Here is a 15,828-nt window from a genome sequence, read left to right on the forward strand (position 1 = left end):
CCGTTCGCACGCGGTACCGAGCGGGTGATGTTTTCGGATTGGACTGTGGGGGAATGACACAAGAGCGGCCATGCCGTTTTCGGGCACCGCAATCGAGCGCGAGGAGCGGCAATGAGAAGGATCAGACACAGTCGGGCACTACTGGTTGGCGTCCTCATTGCGTCGACGGGATTGTTCGGTGAAGTAGCGCTGGCTTCTGCCGATCAATCTCGTTCCCTTCCCTCGGGTACTCCGACATCGGCGGATGGATCCGCCCTCGATCGCATCGAAGTGGTCAACGACCGACAACTGACGATGTACGTCCGCTCGGGGGCGATGAACAAGGTGATACCGCTCGAGGTGATCCTTCCGGCGGACGCCAGCGCGCCACGGCCGACGCTCTATCTGCTCAACGGCGCTGGCGGCGGCGAAGATTCGGCGACATGGCAGACCAGAACAGACGTCGTCAATTTCTTCGGTGACAAGAATGTCAACGTCGTCAATCCCATCGGCGGTGCGTACAGTTACTACACCGACTGGCAGCAACCCGATCCCGTTCTCGGACTGAACAAATGGACGACATTCCTGACCGAGGAGCTTCCCCCGATCGTCGACGCGACGCTCGGAACAACCGGGGAGAATGCCGTCGCGGGTCTGTCGATGGCGGGCACATCGGTTCTGAGTCTGGCCGAAGCGGCGCCGTCGGTGTATCGCGCGGTCGGAGCGTTCAGCGGATGCGCTGAGACGAGCACCCAACCGGGCCAGGACTACGTGAGATTCGTGGTCGGTTTCCGTGGCGGAGACGTCGACAACATGTGGGGTCCGCCCGGAAGCCCGGCCTGGGTGGCCAACGATCCGGTTGTCAACGCGGATAAGTTGCGTGGCATGGACCTGTACATCAGCAACGGAACCGGTCTACCGGGCCCACACGAGACCCTGGCGGGGCCGATGGTGAACGGAGATCTAGGCGTCCTCGCCAACCAGGTGATCGTGGGCGGAGTCATCGAGGCGGGGACAAACCAGTGCACGCAGCGCCTCGCGGATCGTCTCAATTCCTTGGGAATCCCGGCTACGTACGACTTCCGGCCGACCGGTACCCACTCGTGGGGTTACTGGCAGGACGATCTGCATAACTCCTGGCCCATGATCGCCGACGCGATCGGTACCCAGCGATAACTGAGACAGGCCGGCCCGGTCGGTGTGGCACGCACAGCCTCACTGACCGGGGAGAACGCAGACTGTGTCGAGTCCGAGGACGTGATTGAGCCGACCGGACGTGATCCACGACCCGATGCTGATCGAGAGTTCGACAATCTCCGCTTGGCTGTACCGAGAGCTCATCCGCTCCCAAAAAGCGTCGTCGAGTCCGTGGTGATCCAACGCGTAACGTTGTGCGTACTCAGCGGCCAGGCGGGTGCGGTCATCGAAGGCGTCGGTGGTGTCCCAGTTTTCGACGGCTTCGGCAAAAGTGTCCTCAACCTTTACTCCGTCGCGTTCGGTACGCCAGTCCATGCAGACGATGCAGCCGTTGATCTGTGCGATCCGCAAGCGTGCCGCCTCGAACTCACGTAGGCCAAGAGTCGACTTCGTGGTGACAGCGCGGGAGAGTCTCGATGCTGCGCGCCCGATGTCGGGAACCATGTCACCCCATACGTATTCGATGGGATCTTTGCCCTCGGGCACAGTGATGTTCATCGTCGGCTCCCTCTCGTACGGTTTCTTTCTCCGACGATAGCGGCGAGAACCTGCTGGACCGCTGTGCGAGTCCCACTGGTCGGCATGAGAACCACACTGCCCGACTGTGCCCGCTATCCCTTGGCTGCGCTGATTCCGGCGCGGCGCCCGTAAAAACTGCCGTCACCGAGCGATGTTCCCGACGCATAACCGCCGGCACAGACTCCGGCAGTGCAGCGGCCCGCGGCAAACAATCCGGGGATGGGTTCGCCGGAAACGTGGAGTACCTCGGCATTGATCGACGTGCGCAAGCCGCCGAGGGTGAAGCCTGCCGTGAAGCCCCGCAGATCCAGGGCGGCAATGGGGGAACCGATCGGCTTGACCCATTCGGGCTTCTTACCGAGTACCGGATCCGCGCCCCGTTCGGCGTGGCGGTTGTACACCTCGACCGTGGATTGCAACGTGCCCTCGGGTAATCCCATGTCCGATTCGAGTTCCGCGGCGGTCTCGGCCACCCACTTGGGGCGGAAACGGAAGAACGGGGTGGAACTGTCTGCGCCGGCGCCTTCGTCGTACGCGGCTTCGTCGATGATCAGATAGGCCTCATTGTTGTTGCGGAGCAACGTTTCCTGGCCGATTCGGCCAGGGTACGTGTCCTCGTTGACGTAGCGTTGGCCGCGGCCGTTGACCAGGATCCCGCGCACCATCAGTTGGGGATCTCCGAAGAACGCGACCTCGGTGGCGTCCATGTGAGCAAGGTCGGCGCCCAGAGCTTGCGCCATCCGGATGCCGGTACCGTCGTGTTCCTCGATCGCGGCTCCGGGACGCCCGATCAGGCGCGGTGCAAACGACGCGACCATCGCCTCGTTGTAGGCAAAGCTGCCCATTGCGAGAACAACACCGGTCCGAGCGCGAACAGCCACTTCCTTGCCGTAACGCTTGGCGATGATGCCGACCACCCGATCACCGTCGACGACGAGGCGTTGGACTCGCATGTCGTGTTCGGCCCGCACGCCGAGTTTCTCGGCGGTCTCGACGAGCGGCTTCATCAGCATGTACCCGCCGCCCTTCTCGCTGGTGCGTTTGTCGCTCATCTGCGGCACATGCCCGCGTGGTGCGGGATCGGCAATGGCGTTGAACGGTGCGGCGTTCTCGCCGCCCGAGTACATGAGGCCGTCGTCGAACGGAGTTTCCCAGCCGGGCTGGCCGTAGAAGCTTTCCTTGAACGGCACTCCGTTGTCGACCAGCCAGTTGTAGTGCTCGACGCTGCCGTGGCAGTAGTCGGTGATCTTTTCCTCGTCGGCACCTGGCCCGAGTGCGGCCATCATGAACGTCTTCATGTTTTCGGGGGTGTCCTCGAAACCGAGTGCCTTCTGCAGTGGTGTGCCGCCGCCGAGATAGATGAACCCACCGGCCAGTGCCGCCGCCCCGCCCCATCCGCTGGTGCGTTCGAGGACGAGCACGTCCGCGCCGGTCTTGGCTGCTTCGATGGCGGCACTGACGCCGGCAATGCCGTATCCGGCGATCACGACGTCGGCCTCGAGGTGCCATGTGTCGATGTCGTCTGCCGGGACGGGCCGGATGGAGTGCGCCGGTCCGGCAGAGTTCGTAAGGGTCATTGCGATCTCAGTCCTTCGCGGGAGTTGGCTCGGGTGCAGCCTTCGCGGCAGCTCTGGCGGCCTTACGGCGGTCGGCCTTGACCGAGATCAAGGCATTGTTGAGTCCTGTTGCCAATGGCCAACCGGTGTAGTGACACAGGAAGATGGCAGCTTCCTCGACTTGCTGTTCGGTGAGTTCGTCGTTGAGGATCGCTGCATTGATCTGGATCTTTGCGACGTCTGTTTGCCCCTGTGCGGTAATCGCGCCGAGGAGGAGCAGCCGTCGATCACGGATCGATAGCCCCGGCCGAGTCCAGATATCGGCAAACAGATGATCGGCAGTGACAGCAAAAAAGTCGCCGGGAACGTCGGCAGGCAATTCCCAGCCGTACACCTCGTTCATTTTCGACACCCCACGTGCCCTGGTCTCGGAAATCGAGTGTCCGTTCTGATCGGTCATGAATGCTCCTTGGTTGACGGTCCTGAGAGCGCGGTGTTTTCCGGCCCGGTGTTTTCCGGCCGGGTGTCGACGCCGAGGCCAACCGCGAGTCCGGTGAGCGCAAGGTGGGCGAGGGGGAGTTCGAGGCCGAGACGGTCACCCAGATCGAGCGCCAGGCTCAGATCTTTCTCACCCAGGTTTCGGACGTGACCGAGGATCGAGTACCAAGGGTCGCTCTCGTCAACCGGCGCGGTGGTGGCTCGTAGCATGATGGCGCCGGCCCCACCGGTGATGGCGTCGGTATGGCGTACGACCTTGCCCAGTGTGCGGATGTCGAGACCGGCCGCTTCGGCCAACCGCGATGCTTCGGTTGCGGCGGTGAAGGATACAAAGTGAAGAAGGTTGCGTGCCAGCTTCATCCGGGTGCCGGCGCCGACGTCTCCGGCGTGGACCACCAGTTCCGCCCAACAGCCGAACGGCTCACGAACCCGATCGAATGCTTCGATCGGCCCGCCGATCATCACGGCGAGCTTGCCCTGCGTTGCACCGGGAGCACCGCCGCTGACGGGTGCGTCGATCAAGGAAACGCCGTGCACTTTGCAGATCCGGGCCAACTCCACCGCGGTGGTGTCGGAGATGGTCGAGTGCACGGCGATGACGGTTCCGGGGCGAGCAGTGGCGAGAATGCCGTCCGGTCCGGTGACGACATCTCGCACTTGAGCGTCGTCGAGCACGGTTACCGAGATGACACTCGCCGTAGTTGCGACGTCGGCCGGTGTCCGTGCCGCCCGCGCACCCGCGGCTGTGAACGGTTCGAGCGCTTCGGCGCGCGCGTCGCACACCACCAGTCCGGCGGGCCAGTCGAGGAGTCGAGTTGCCATGGGCGCCCCCATGTTGCCCAGTCCGATGTAGCCGAGTGTGGGTGTGCCGGCATTCTCGGTCACGATCGGAACACCTGCCCACCGTCGACGTTGAAGATCTGGCCGGTCACCCAACTCGCCTCGTCGGAGAGGAGGAACAGGCACATGCCCACCAAGTCTTCCGGTGTTCCCATGCGCTGCAGTGGAATCCGTTTGACCATGTCCTTGACGATGTTTCCCGGTGTCACGGTGCGGGTGGCCTCGGTATCGATCGGTCCGGGAGCAATGGCGTTGATCCGGATCTTGGACCAACCGAGTTCGGTGGCCAACTGCTGTGTCAGACCGTTGATTCCCACTTTGGCGAGGCCGTAAAAACCGGAGTACAGCCAGGCAGCAGTGGACGATTGGTTCACGATGGAACCGCCATCGGCTCGCATGTGGGGTACTACTGCCCGGCAAACCTGCAGCGCGCCATCCATGTTCACGCTCATGAACGTGCGGTAGTACTCCCAGTCGACGGTGAGTAGTGAGTCGATCTTCATGCCGCCGTAGATGGCAGCATTGTTGACCAGGTGTTCGATGCTTCCGAACTGCTCGATCGTGAAGTCGGCGAGCGCTTTGGCGGAAGCGCCATCGGCAACGTCGACCTCCTTGAACACCGCGGTACCACCGTCGGCGGAGATCTGTTTGGCCACCGATTCGCCGAGTTCGTGATTGAGGTCGGCGACAACAACATTGGCGCCTTCAGCGGCCAGTGCGCGGGCGTACGCCTCGCCGATTCCCTGAGCGGCGCCGGTGACGATGGCGGTGCGTCCCTTAAAACGTTCTGTAGGTTCGATGCGTCCCATGTCGATCCTGCTTTCGTGGTGACGGATGTGTGTGATGTCCCTACGCGGGGGATGCGACGAGCTTTGTCTCGAGATATTCCTCGAAACCGGCGAGTCCCATCTCTCGGCCGATTCCGGATTGTTTGTAGCCGCCGAACGGGGCGTCGGCGGAATACCAGACTCCGCCGTTGACGCTCAATGTCCCGGTGCGCACACCGGCGACGACGCGGTTGACGCGATCAGGATCAGTGCCCCACACTGAACCAGACAGGCCGTAGGGGGAGTCGTTGGCGATGCGCACGGCATCGTCGTCATCGTCGAACGGAATGATCACCAGTACCGGTCCGAAAATCTCTTCCTGAGCGACGCGCGACGAGTTTTCCAGTCCGGCAATCAAAGTGGGTTCGATGAAGTATCCGCGTGGCTGATCGTCTGGTCGGCCACCGCCGGTCACTATCGTGCCCCCATCGCCTCGGGCCAGCGTCAGATAACTTTCGACGCGTCCACGTTGGCGCGCGGAACTCAACGGACCGCAGATGGTTCCGGCTACCGACGGATCGCCGGCACGAATACCGGCCATGGTGCGGGTAGCGGCAGCAAGAGCTTCGTCGTATCGGCTGCGCGGCACCAAGAGTCGCGTACTCAAAGCACAGCCCTGCCCGGCGTGGACACACACCGAAAAGGCTGCGACGGAACTGGCGGATTTGATGTCGGCATCGTCGAGGACGATGAATGCAGATTTTCCGCCGAGTTCCAGGAACACCTTTTTCAGCGTTTCCGACGCGGTCGACATCACCGTGCGCCCGGTTGCGGTGGATCCGGTGAAGGAGATCAGGTCGACGCGGGGGTCGGCGCACAGTTGTGTGCCGAGTGAGTGGTCTGTCGAGGTGATGATGTTGACAACGCCGGCGGGGATGTCTGTCTCCTCGGCGATGACCTTGCCTACCAGTGCGGCGCACCACGGCGTGTCCGGTGCGGGTTTGAGAACAAGGGTGTTGCCCGCGGCAAGCGCGGGGCCCAGCTTGGCGAAGTTGATCTGGTGTGGGAAGTTCCACGGAGTGATGGCCCCGACCACTCCGACGGCTTCCTTGTGTAATTGACGGTGGGTGGGAACTCCCATCGGCGAAGCATTCCCGAGATCCTGTTGCCACGCATAGGATTCGATGAGCTGTGCCCAATATCGGAGGTCGTCGATCGGTCCTTCGAGTTGAGGGCCGCTGGTCAGCATCCGCGGTGCCCCGACTTCGGCGATCGTGATCTCGCGTAGCTCCTCGATGTGAGACTCGAGAGCGTCGCAGAGTTGGCGAAGGCAGTGCGCTCGAAATGTGTGGTTCCGAGACCAGTCGGTGGTGTCGAAGGCGCGACGGGCCGCGGCGATTGCGGCGTCCATGTCGACGGAGGTTCCCTCGGCCGCTTGTCCGAGTACTTCCTCGGTGGCCGGATTCAGGATGTCGAAGGTGCCGCCGGAACCGGGAACGAGTTTGCCGTCGACAAGAAGTGCGGAACTGTCTGTGGGTCGAAGGTTCATAGTGTGAACTCTTCCTTTCTGGACATATGTCTGGACTCTAGTTCACACATTGGTCCATGGCAATGAGTTTCGGGCAGAACCGATTTGGGTACCGAGAATTCGAAAACTGTGGAGATCGAAAACTGCCCTGGTGCAACGGTTCGGGCGTTACGGTTCTTCACCAGATATCCCGTTCCCGTGTCCCGCGCTTCGGTGGCCCGCTCGTCGGTGACCTTGTGGGCCTGGGCGGTTCCCGTCGTGTGTCGATCCGATTGCAGGAGTAGGCCGATGAACAGAGTTGCTGGAAAAGTTGTCCTGGTGACAGGCGCCGCGCGCGGCCAGGGTCGCAGTCATGCGGTGCGTCTGGCTCAGGAAGGCGCCGATGTCATCGCGTTCGACATCTGCGCGGACATTGCATCCAACGAGTACCCGTTGGCAACCCGAGACGACCTGGACGAGACCGCGAGGCTGGTCAAGGAGGCGGGGCAGCGTGTCGTGGCAGCCCAGGTGGACGTTCGGGATCGGGCCGGCGTCGAAGAAGCGCTGGCAGAGGGTGTGGAAACGCTCGGTGGACTACATGTGGTCGTCGCGAACGCCGGGATCTGCCCGCTGGGTAAGCATGTGCCCAATTCCGGCTTCGTCGACGCGTTCGACGTGAACTTTCTCGGCGTCGTGAACACTGTCCACGCGGGTTTGGAATACCTGGGCGAAGGTGGGTCGATCATTGCGATCGGTTCCGTGGCCGGTCTGGTTCCGCAGACCGGATTCAACGGGCAACAGGCGTTGCAGGGGCCGGGCGGAGACGGATACGGCTTGGCCAAGAAGATGATTCAGACGTATACCATGTCGCTGGCATTGACGCTGGGGCCGAGTTCGATTCGGGTCAATGCTATTCATCCGACAAATGTGAACACGAATATGCTCCAGAGCCTGCCCATGTATCGGACCTTTCGTCCGGATTTGGAGAACCCGACAGCGGAGGACGCCGCGGTGACATTTCCCTTCATGCAGGCGATGCCGACACCCTGGGTCGAACCCGAGGACATCTCGCACGCGGTGGTGTATTTGTCGTCGGACGAATCGCGATTTGTCACCGGTCAGCAACTTCGGGTTGATGCGGGTGCAGGGATGAAGATCGGGCTGTGAGGGCCGCAGTTTTTGGCCGTGACCGGCGCGAATATGTGGCTCGTCAACACTGAAATCGCGAATTCATTGCCCTGGACATGCACCTGTAGTAACGTCCAGACATGTGTCCAGTCATGGTTACGAATCGACTCGCCGACGCCTCAACGGGAAGCAGGCAGACACCGTCGCCAGGCTCACCGAAGCCGCCGTCGTCGTGCTCCGTGAGCATGAATATTCAGGTTTGACCGTGCGCGCCGTCGCTGCCGAAGCAGGGGTAGGAGCGGCAACCGCCTACACCTACTTCTCGTCGAAGGAACATCTTGTTGCGGAGGTCTTCTGGCGCCGGCTGCGGGCGTTCCCGAGTCCGGACGGTACCGCTACGGACTCCACCGCCCGAGTGCTGGCCGTACTGCGAAACATTGCATTGCTGCTCGCCGACGAACCGCAGGTGTCAGCGGCCGTGACCAACGCTTTGCTGGGAACCGATCCCGAGGTAGAGCATCTTCGCGATCGGATCGGATTCGAGATTCACAGCAGGTTGGTCGCGGCGATGGATCCGGTAGTGAATCCACATCGGATCGAGGCCATTGAAATGCTGTATGCCGGAGCGCTTTTACGGGCCGGAATGGGATATGGGACTTACGAGTACATTGCCGGACGCCTGGAGGCTTCCGCACGACTGATCTTGGAGCATCCATGACCGAAGCATTGATCGAACCGGTGATGTTCAATCCGTACGACTATCACTTCCACGAAGACCCGTATCCGACCTACGCCCGGCTGCGAAACGAAGCCCCGATCTACCACAACGACGACGTCGGATTCTGGGCGTTGTCACGGTATTCGGACGTTCTGGATGCGTTCAAGGACAACAAGCGACTCTCCAGTGCAAACGGTGTTTCGCTCGACCCGGCTGCCTACGGGCCCCATGCGCACTACGTGATGTCCTTTCTTGCCATGGACGATCCGCGGCATATGCGTCTGCGGCAGTTGGTGTCTCGCGGGTTCACGCCTCGTCGTGTTGCCGAGCTCGACTCGCGGATACTCGAACTCACCACGGCGCACCTGGCCCCGGCACTTGACGCTGGAGAATTCGACTGGATATCCGACGTGGCCGGCAAGCTGCCGATGGACGTGATTTCCGAGTTGATGGGCGTTCCGGAACCGGACCGGGCGGAACTTCGGAGAAAAGCAGATCTCGTAGTGCACCGGGAAGACGGCGTCCTCGATGTGCCACCCGCTGCGGTGGAGGCGTCGATAAGCCTGATGAGCTACTACAAGGACATGATTGCGGAGCGTCGTCGCTCGCCTACCGGTGATTTGACGTCAGCTTTGCTCGACGCCGAAATCGACGGAGACAAACTGTCGGATTCCGAGATTCTCGGCTTCATGTTCTTGATGGTCGTGGCCGGCAACGAAACCACCACCAAACTGCTCGGGAACGCACTGTACTGGGGTTCGCACAATCGCAGCGAGATTGCGGCTGTTCTTCGTGATCCGGATCTGGCATCGGAGTGGGTGGAGGAAACACTTCGCTACGACACGTCGAGTCAGATCGTGGCGCGCACGACGACCGTCGATCTCGAGTACTACGGCACTACCGTTCCGGCGGGGGAGAAGATGCTGCTCCTGATCGGTTCGGCCAATCGCGATGCGGAAGTCTTCGACGATGCAGACGTTTTTCGCCTCGAACGGAATTCAGCCAACAAGCTGGCCAGTTTTGGTGCGGGCGTGCACTTTTGCCTCGGCGCCCACCTGGCGCGGCTCGAAGCGAAGATCGCCCTTGCCGAATTTGCCCGCCAGGTGCGCGATTACGAGGTCGACGAGGCGGGTATCGAAAGAGTCCATTCGACTAATGTGCGGGGCTTCGCGGCCCTGCCGGTGAAGGTGCAGGTGCGCTGATGCCCCGTTTCGAACCCAACCCGACCCGGCGGACCGCTCTGATCAGCGGCGCATCGTCGGGAATCGGCACCGCGGCCGCCTATGCCCTAGCGGAGCTCGGGCACCCCGTTGTTCTCGGGGCGCGGCGGGAATCCGAGTGCGAGGCGATTGCCGAGAAGATCCGCAGCAACGGCGGCGAAGCCATGGCACATTTCCTCGACGTGACTGACGGCAGCTCGGTGGACGCGTGTGTTACTGCAGCCGAAAAGACAATGGGGCCAGTGGAAATCGTGGTGTCAGGTGCCGGTGATCTCGAATTCGGTGCCGCCGATCAAATGGAACCCGAACGGTTCCTGCGTCAGGTCGAAGTCCATCTCGTGGGTGCTCAACGGCTCGCTCACCGAATCCTGCCCGGTATGCGGGAGCGGCAAAGGGGTGATTTTGTGCTGATCGGATCGGACTGTGCCGACCGGCAACGTCCGCTCATGGGTGCGTACGACGCGTCGAAGGCCGGCCTCGAAGCAATGGGTCGTCAGATGCGAATGGAACTCGAAGGCACCGGCATTCGCGCCTCGATAGTGAGGCCGGGGCCGACATTGACCGGGATGGGTATGGATACGACGCCGGAGATCATCGGCCCTGTCGGCGAATCGTGGGCCAGGTGGGGTTTTGCGCGACACGGCTACATGTTGCGGCCTTCCGATATTGCAAATGCCATTGTTGCCGTCGTGTCCGCGCCACGAGGGGCGCACCTCGTTCTGGTGGAGGTTCAGCCCGAAGCTCCACTCAATCCTCGTCCCACTCACACTTCGCAGGAGACGACATGACTCACGGCGTACAGGAGAACCCGCGCACACTGCCGCAACCCCCGCGGGTGTCCGGGGGCGAACTCGAACACGGGCATCTGGAAGAACTACGCACTGATCCGATCGCGTTGATGCGTCGGGTACGGAGTGAGTGCGGCGACGTCGGAGCCTTCCAGCTAGCCGATCGCACGGTGATCCTGCTGTCCGGTGCCGAGGCAAACGAGTTCTTTTTCCGCTCCACCGACGAGGATCTGGATCAGCAAGCCGCGTACCCGTTCATGAAACCGATCTTCGGTGAGGGGGTGGTGTTCGACGCGAGTCCGGAGCGGCGCAAGGAAATGCTGCACAATTCGGCACTGCGCGGCGAGCAGATGAAAGGCCATGCTTCAACCATCGGCACGGAAGTCGAAGCGTTGGTGGCAGGGTGGGGCGACGAGGGCGAGATTGATCTCCTCGACTTCTTTGCCGAGTTGACCATCTACACGTCGTCAGCGTGTTTGATCGGAAAGAAGTTCCGCGACGAACTCGACGACCGCTTTGCCAAGCTTTATCACGAACTCGAACAGGGCACAGACGCACTGGCCTTTGTCGATCCGTACGCACCGATCGAGAGCTTTCGCCGTCGCGACGAAGCCCGCCTGGCGTTGGTTGCGCTGGTTCAGGAGATCATGAACGGACGAATTGCGAATCCTCCCCACGGCAAGGACGAGCGGGACATGCTCGACATCCTGGTGTCGGTCAAGGACGAGAACGGTGAGCTGCGCTTCAGCGCCGACGAGATCACCGGGATTTTCATCTCGATGATGTTTGCCGGTCACCACACGACATCCGGGACGGCCGCGTGGTCGTTGATCGAGTTGCTCCGCCATCCCGCCGCCATGTCTGACGTAGTCGAGGAACTCGACAGTTTGTATGCCGACGGTGCCGACATCAGTTTCCATGCACTGCGACAGATTCCGGTGCTCGAGGCCGTGGTGAAGGAAACTCTGAGGCTGCACCCGCCGCTCATCATCTTGCTGCGGGTGGCGCGCGGAGACTTCGAGGTGGGTGGTTTCGAGATTCGTGAAGGAGACCTGGTGGCGGCGACGCCGGCAATCTCCAATCGCATTCCCGAGGACTTCCCGAATCCCGAGGAGTTCGATCCCGGCCGCTACATCGACCCGCGTCAGGAAGACATCGTCAACCGATGGACGTGGATTCCGTTCGGAGCGGGCAGGCATCGGTGTGTCGGTGCGGCATTTGCCCAGATGCAGCTCAAGGCGATCTTCTCGATTCTGCTGCGCGACTTCGAATTCGAGATGGCTCAACCGTCTGAAAGCTACCGTAACGATCACAGCAAGATGGTCGTGCAATTGCAGCAACCGTGCTCGGTCAGGTATCGGCGGCGAACTGGCACACGCAGTCGATCCGATACAAGCAGCGGGGCATGAGTCATGCGTGTCGAGGTCGATCTGGACCTGTGTCAAGGCCACGCCGCGTGTGAATTGGAAGCGCCGGACGTTTTTGTGGTTCCGAAAAGGGGCAAGGTCGAAGTATCCGATCAGGCTTTGCCGGAAGAGCAGAGACGCGAAGTGGAAATGGCAGTGCGTTACTGCCCGACGGGCGCACTGAAAATTGTCGACGACTGACCAGGGAGAGGTTCACATGACCGGATTCGACCGCGCCGAGCTCGACGACATGGTGCAACGTTGGGTTGACGCGAACAAGAAGGCGGAGGCCGCCGGAGACTGGAAGCCGTTGGCGGACATGTACACCGAGGACGCGACCTACGGCTGGAACTACGGCCCCAAGCAGGACTTCATGGCGGTCGGTCGGGAAGAGATCCGCACTGTCGCGCTGGGTCTCGAGATGAACGGCCTCGAAGGCTGGGAGTATCCCTATCAGGACTTCGTGATCGACGAGCGCAGTGGCAATGTCATCGGATTGTGGAAACAGATCTCCGACGCAAAACGAGACGACGGCAGCAACTACTCCGTCTACGGCATCGGCGGCAGTTGGTTCCGGTACGGCGGAAACTTCCAATGGTCCTGGCAGCGTGACTTCTTCGACTTCGGAAACGTCTCGGCACTGTTCATGGAGATGATCCAGAAAAACGCACTGTCCACGGGGATGCAGGCACGCATACAGCGATCGATCTCCGGCGAACCACTCCCAGGGTGGTATCGCGCGGGTACCTCGCCGGTTCCGCTGTGGTGAGTCCGGTGTCTGTCGGTGGATCCTTCGAGACGCTCACCCGCGGCGACCTGGCTGTGTTGGTGCCCGAACTCCTGCTGTGTGGCCAGTTGATCGACAGATCCGGAATGGCTCACCTGATCATGGAGTACGGCCGCGAGGGCATGGCAGAAGTTGCGATCGAGGAATGGGAATCCGCCAGTCCGTGGTACACCCGCCGAATGCAGAAGGCGCTGCGGTATCAGGGCGACGACGTCGTGACCATTTTCAAGGGATTGCAACTCGACATCGGAGCGCCGCCGCAGTTCATGGATTTCCGCTACCGCGTGGACGACCCGCAACACGGCGAGTTCTGGCTCGACCACTGCGGCGCTCTGATGGACGTCGAACCGCTGGGGGACGAGTTCGTCACCACGATGTGTCATGACATCGAAGACCCGACGTTCGACGCGACGGCGATAGCGACCAACGCGCATGCGCAAATCCGTCCGATCCATCGGCCCCCGCGCAAACCCGCTGACAGGCACCCGCACTGTGCGTGGACAGTGGTGATCGACTCACGCCATGTCCCGCCGGTCATGACGTCCCACACCGAGAAGATCGGCCGGAGCGCCGCGGTATCGGTGGAGTTGAGTCCGATCGACGGCGGTGACGCCGGCGCTGCCGACTACTCGGGACCGTTGCTCTCGGATCTGCGATTCTCCGACTTCTCGCACTCTGCGCTGGTTCGTATCGCGCAGGAAGTGTGCCTGCAACACCACCTGTTGGCGCTAGGTTTCCTGCTCGCGGTACGGCGGCGCAGCAGTGCGGACAAGGCACGAGAAATTACGCTCAAACAACTCACCGGAATTGCGGGCGTCGCTGCGCAGCGCATCCGCGACGCATTAGGTCTCCCGCCAGATCTGGAAGGCTTGTCCGTGGTCCTGGCGCTGCATCCGTTGCTCAATCCGAAGCAGTACGTCGAGCGTGAAATTCGCTGGGATGGAGAGCGTCTCGACATCTTGCTTTCGCGGAGCGGTCTGGTCGACATCGACGGCGGTTGGCCCACTCTGATCGACGTCGAGCGTCTCGATCCGCTACAGGCACTGGTGCGCGGCGTGAACCCACATTTCACAGTCCGCGTACTCGAGGATTCCGAAGCCGGACTTCTGGTCACGGTCGATACCACGGCGGAGGCTGCGCCGGAATGTGTCGAAGTCGCCATCACCAAAGTGAGTAGCGGCGCAGCATTTACTTTCGAAGATCGTGGAATTCCGTTGCCTCTCTTCGTAGTTTGAGGGGCTTGACCTCAAAAGGAACGTTCATGGCCTACACCTTTGCAGACCTGTTCGAGCATTCCGTCGACGCGATGCCTGATCGACGCGCGTTGATCGTGTCGGGAGAGGAAGTGACGTACCGCGAACTCGACGAGCGGGCCAACCGTCTGGCACACCACTTCTTGTCGGTAGGTTTCGGGACCGGCAGTCATATCGGAATCCAGATGCACAATTCGATCGAGACGATGGTGGCTGTCCTCGCGTCGTTCAAGATTCGTGCCGTTCCGATCACCGTGAACTATCGGTACACAACCGACGAGTTGATGTACCTCTACGACAACGCCGACCTCGAGGCCCTGGTGTTCCATCGGGGGTACTCGGCGCGCGTGGCCGAGGCCCTGGAATCAGTTCCGGGGGTCAAGCACATGGTGCTGGTACCGGACGAACTCGCCACGGGCGCTGAACCGCCCGTGCCAGGCGCGGTGGCGTACGAGGACGCATTGTCGCCGCACTCTCCGCAGCGTGGCGGCAGCGACGCATTCGACGAGCGTAGCGGCGACGACCTGTACATCCTCTACACCGGCGGAACGACAGGTCGACCCAAGGGTGTGGTGTGGCGTCAAGAGGACATCTGGCGAGTTCTGGCCGGCGGCTACGATTTCTACACCGGTGAGCCGATCACCGACGAGTACCAACAATCCCGTGGCGGCGCAGCTGCGGCAGAACCTGTGCGATGGTGCATGCTGCCACCGCTCATCCATACGTCGGCGTTGATGCCGACCTTCAACGCACTGTTCTCGGGCAATACCGTGATCTTCGAACCTCGATTCGACGCGGCCCACGTGTGGGCTGTTGTTGCCGAATACCGGCCACAGGTCATGGTGATCACCGGCGACGCGATGGGGCGTCCATTGGTGGAAGCGCACCGCGAACTCCAGCCCGATGCGTCCAGCCTCGCAGTTCTCGCTTCCGGAGCGGCACTGTTCTCAGGTTCGGTGAAGGACGCCTTCTTCGAGGTGTTCCCGAATCTGATGATCTCCGACTCCGTAGGTTCCTCCGAAACCGGCTTCGGCGGTATCGGATTCGCAGCCAAAGGGTTGAAGCAGCGCGGTGGACCGAGGGTGGGGTCCAACCGGTTCACGGTGGTTGTCGACGACGACAACCGGATTCTGACGCCAGGCAGCGGCGCCGAGGGGTGGCTGGCAAAGCTCGGCAACGTCCCGCTCGGGTACTACAAGGATCCGGCGAAGTCGGCAGAGATCTTCCGGACGGTGGACGGCGGCCGAGCAGTGGTGACCGGAGACCGCGCCCGGATCGAAGACGACGGCTCGATCACGCTGCTCGGCCGCGGAAACATGGTGGTCAACACCGGTGGTGAGAAGGTTTTTGTCGAAGAAGTCGAGGCCGTCGTCAAGGCACATCCGGATATCTACGACGCCACCGTGATCGGGCTACCGGACGAACGATGGGGGAGCCGGGTCTCGGCCGTGGTCCGGGTGCGCGAGGGTGTTGTTCCGGACTTCGAGTCCATCGAGAAACACACTCGCAGCCAGCTCGCCGGCTACAAGATCCCGCGTGCCTTCTGGATTGCATCCGAGGTCGTACGAGCGCCCAGCGGAAAACCCGACTATCGCTGGGCGAAGGAGTACGCACGCAGTCAGGAGCCCGTTCACCGCATCGATTAGTCCGTCTCGGCGCGCGCGG

16 protein-coding genes are annotated in these 15,828 nt (G+C 61.7%); 10 read left to right on the forward strand and 6 right to left on the reverse strand.

Annotated features, from left to right (window positions below):
* Window positions 1-111 precede the first annotated feature (111 nt).
* Entirely contained in the window at window positions 112-1,155 is a 1,044-nt protein-coding gene (locus ACFRFQ_RS21975; protein ID WP_378662211.1) for an alpha/beta hydrolase, read from the forward strand.
* Between the two features lie 39 nt (window positions 1,156-1,194).
* Here the strand turns inward: ACFRFQ_RS21975 and ACFRFQ_RS21980 are convergent, their stop codons facing one another.
* From ACFRFQ_RS21980 to ACFRFQ_RS22005, 6 genes are all read right to left on the reverse strand, one after another.
* On the reverse strand, window positions 1,195-1,674 hold the full coding sequence (locus ACFRFQ_RS21980) for a carboxymuconolactone decarboxylase family protein (protein WP_378662214.1): 480 nt from the start codon (window positions 1,672-1,674) through the stop codon (window positions 1,195-1,197).
* Between the two features lie 113 nt (window positions 1,675-1,787).
* Complete coding sequence (locus tag ACFRFQ_RS21985; RefSeq protein WP_378662217.1) at window positions 1,788-3,272, reverse strand: FAD-dependent oxidoreductase; 1,485 nt, start codon at window positions 3,270-3,272, stop codon at window positions 1,788-1,790.
* Window positions 3,273-3,279: 7 nt separating this feature from the next.
* A complete protein-coding gene (locus ACFRFQ_RS21990) occupies window positions 3,280-3,711 on the reverse strand; it encodes a carboxymuconolactone decarboxylase family protein (RefSeq protein WP_378662219.1) in 432 nt (143 codons plus the stop codon).
* Window positions 3,708-4,634: an NAD(P)-dependent oxidoreductase gene (locus tag ACFRFQ_RS21995; RefSeq protein ID WP_378662222.1), complete on the reverse strand. Its 927-nt coding sequence runs from the start codon at window positions 4,632-4,634 to the stop codon at window positions 3,708-3,710. The genes ACFRFQ_RS21990 and ACFRFQ_RS21995 overlap by 4 nt, the downstream gene beginning before the upstream one ends.
* Entirely contained in the window at window positions 4,631-5,398 is a 768-nt protein-coding gene (locus ACFRFQ_RS22000) for an SDR family oxidoreductase (RefSeq protein ID WP_378662225.1), read from the reverse strand. Before ACFRFQ_RS22000 ends, ACFRFQ_RS21995 begins: the two co-directional genes overlap by 4 nt.
* Window positions 5,399-5,438: 40 nt before the next feature.
* On the reverse strand, window positions 5,439-6,905 hold the full coding sequence (locus tag ACFRFQ_RS22005) for an aldehyde dehydrogenase (RefSeq protein ID WP_378662228.1): 1,467 nt from the start codon (window positions 6,903-6,905) through the stop codon (window positions 5,439-5,441).
* Between the two features lie 267 nt (window positions 6,906-7,172).
* Here ACFRFQ_RS22005 and ACFRFQ_RS22010 point away from each other — a divergent pair, with 267 nt between their 5' ends.
* The 9 genes from ACFRFQ_RS22010 to ACFRFQ_RS22050 all read left to right on the forward strand — a co-directional run bounded on the left by ACFRFQ_RS22010 (window position 7,173) and on the right by ACFRFQ_RS22050 (window position 15,809).
* Window positions 7,173-8,030: a mycofactocin-coupled SDR family oxidoreductase gene (locus ACFRFQ_RS22010; protein WP_378662231.1), complete on the forward strand. Its 858-nt coding sequence runs from the start codon at window positions 7,173-7,175 to the stop codon at window positions 8,028-8,030.
* A gap of 103 nt (window positions 8,031-8,133) precedes the next feature.
* Window positions 8,134-8,709 carry a TetR family transcriptional regulator gene (locus ACFRFQ_RS22015; protein ID WP_138868941.1) on the forward strand — a complete coding sequence of 192 codons (576 nt, stop codon included), beginning with the start codon at window positions 8,134-8,136 and terminating at the stop codon, window positions 8,707-8,709.
* Complete coding sequence (locus tag ACFRFQ_RS22020; protein ID WP_378662234.1) at window positions 8,706-9,911, forward strand: cytochrome P450; 1,206 nt, start codon at window positions 8,706-8,708, stop codon at window positions 9,909-9,911. The genes ACFRFQ_RS22015 and ACFRFQ_RS22020 overlap by 4 nt, the downstream gene beginning before the upstream one ends.
* Window positions 9,911-10,717 carry an SDR family oxidoreductase gene (locus tag ACFRFQ_RS22025; protein ID WP_378662236.1) on the forward strand — a complete coding sequence of 269 codons (807 nt, stop codon included), beginning with the start codon at window positions 9,911-9,913 and terminating at the stop codon, window positions 10,715-10,717. The genes ACFRFQ_RS22020 and ACFRFQ_RS22025 overlap by 1 nt, the downstream gene beginning before the upstream one ends.
* Window positions 10,714-12,126, forward strand: a complete 1,413-nt coding sequence (locus ACFRFQ_RS22030; protein WP_378662239.1) for a cytochrome P450 — start codon at window positions 10,714-10,716, stop codon at window positions 12,124-12,126. Before ACFRFQ_RS22025 ends, ACFRFQ_RS22030 begins: the two co-directional genes overlap by 4 nt.
* 3 nt (window positions 12,127-12,129) lie before the next feature.
* Complete coding sequence (locus ACFRFQ_RS22035; RefSeq protein ID WP_378662242.1) at window positions 12,130-12,324, forward strand: ferredoxin; 195 nt, start codon at window positions 12,130-12,132, stop codon at window positions 12,322-12,324.
* Window positions 12,325-12,340: 16 nt separating this feature from the next.
* Complete coding sequence (locus tag ACFRFQ_RS22040; protein ID WP_378662245.1) at window positions 12,341-12,892, forward strand: nuclear transport factor 2 family protein; 552 nt, start codon at window positions 12,341-12,343, stop codon at window positions 12,890-12,892.
* A 5-nt stretch (window positions 12,893-12,897) separates the two neighbouring features.
* Window positions 12,898-14,145: a hypothetical protein gene (locus ACFRFQ_RS22045; RefSeq protein ID WP_378662248.1), complete on the forward strand. Its 1,248-nt coding sequence runs from the start codon at window positions 12,898-12,900 to the stop codon at window positions 14,143-14,145.
* Window positions 14,146-14,171: 26 nt separating this feature from the next.
* Window positions 14,172-15,809, forward strand: coding sequence for an acyl-CoA synthetase (locus tag ACFRFQ_RS22050; protein WP_378662249.1), 1,638 nt, complete (start codon window positions 14,172-14,174; stop codon window positions 15,807-15,809).
* Window positions 15,810-15,828: the final 19 nt, after the last annotated feature.

It is taken from the genome of Rhodococcus sp. NPDC056743, assembly GCF_042790355.1.
Lineage (GTDB): Bacteria > Actinomycetota > Actinomycetes > Mycobacteriales > Mycobacteriaceae > Rhodococcus_F.

Bases quoted from the DNA above. Each gene is read 5' to 3' on its own strand.
- ACFRFQ_RS21975 (WP_378662211.1), top strand. From the start codon at position 112: ATGAGAAGGATCAGACACAGTCGGGCACTACTGGTTGGCGTCCTCATT.
- ACFRFQ_RS21990 (WP_378662219.1), bottom strand. From the start codon at position 3,711: ATGACCGATCAGAACGGACACTCGATTTCCGAGACCAGGGCACGTGGG.
- ACFRFQ_RS22025 (WP_378662236.1), top strand. From the start codon at position 9,911: ATGCCCCGTTTCGAACCCAACCCGACCCGGCGGACCGCTCTGATCAGC.
- ACFRFQ_RS22050 (WP_378662249.1), top strand. From the start codon at position 14,172: ATGGCCTACACCTTTGCAGACCTGTTCGAGCATTCCGTCGACGCGATG.
- ACFRFQ_RS22010 (WP_378662231.1), top strand. From the start codon at position 7,173: ATGAACAGAGTTGCTGGAAAAGTTGTCCTGGTGACAGGCGCCGCGCGC.
- ACFRFQ_RS21985 (WP_378662217.1), bottom strand. From the start codon at position 3,272: ATGACCCTTACGAACTCTGCCGGACCGGCGCACTCCATCCGGCCCGTC.
- ACFRFQ_RS22040 (WP_378662245.1), top strand. From the start codon at position 12,341: ATGACCGGATTCGACCGCGCCGAGCTCGACGACATGGTGCAACGTTGG.
- ACFRFQ_RS22020 (WP_378662234.1), top strand. From the start codon at position 8,706: ATGACCGAAGCATTGATCGAACCGGTGATGTTCAATCCGTACGACTAT.
- ACFRFQ_RS22000 (WP_378662225.1), bottom strand. From the start codon at position 5,398: ATGGGACGCATCGAACCTACAGAACGTTTTAAGGGACGCACCGCCATC.
- ACFRFQ_RS21980 (WP_378662214.1), bottom strand. From the start codon at position 1,674: ATGAACATCACTGTGCCCGAGGGCAAAGATCCCATCGAATACGTATGG.
- ACFRFQ_RS22005 (WP_378662228.1), bottom strand. From the start codon at position 6,905: ATGAACCTTCGACCCACAGACAGTTCCGCACTTCTTGTCGACGGCAAA.
- ACFRFQ_RS22035 (WP_378662242.1), top strand. From the start codon at position 12,130: ATGCGTGTCGAGGTCGATCTGGACCTGTGTCAAGGCCACGCCGCGTGT.
- ACFRFQ_RS22030 (WP_378662239.1), top strand. From the start codon at position 10,714: ATGACTCACGGCGTACAGGAGAACCCGCGCACACTGCCGCAACCCCCG.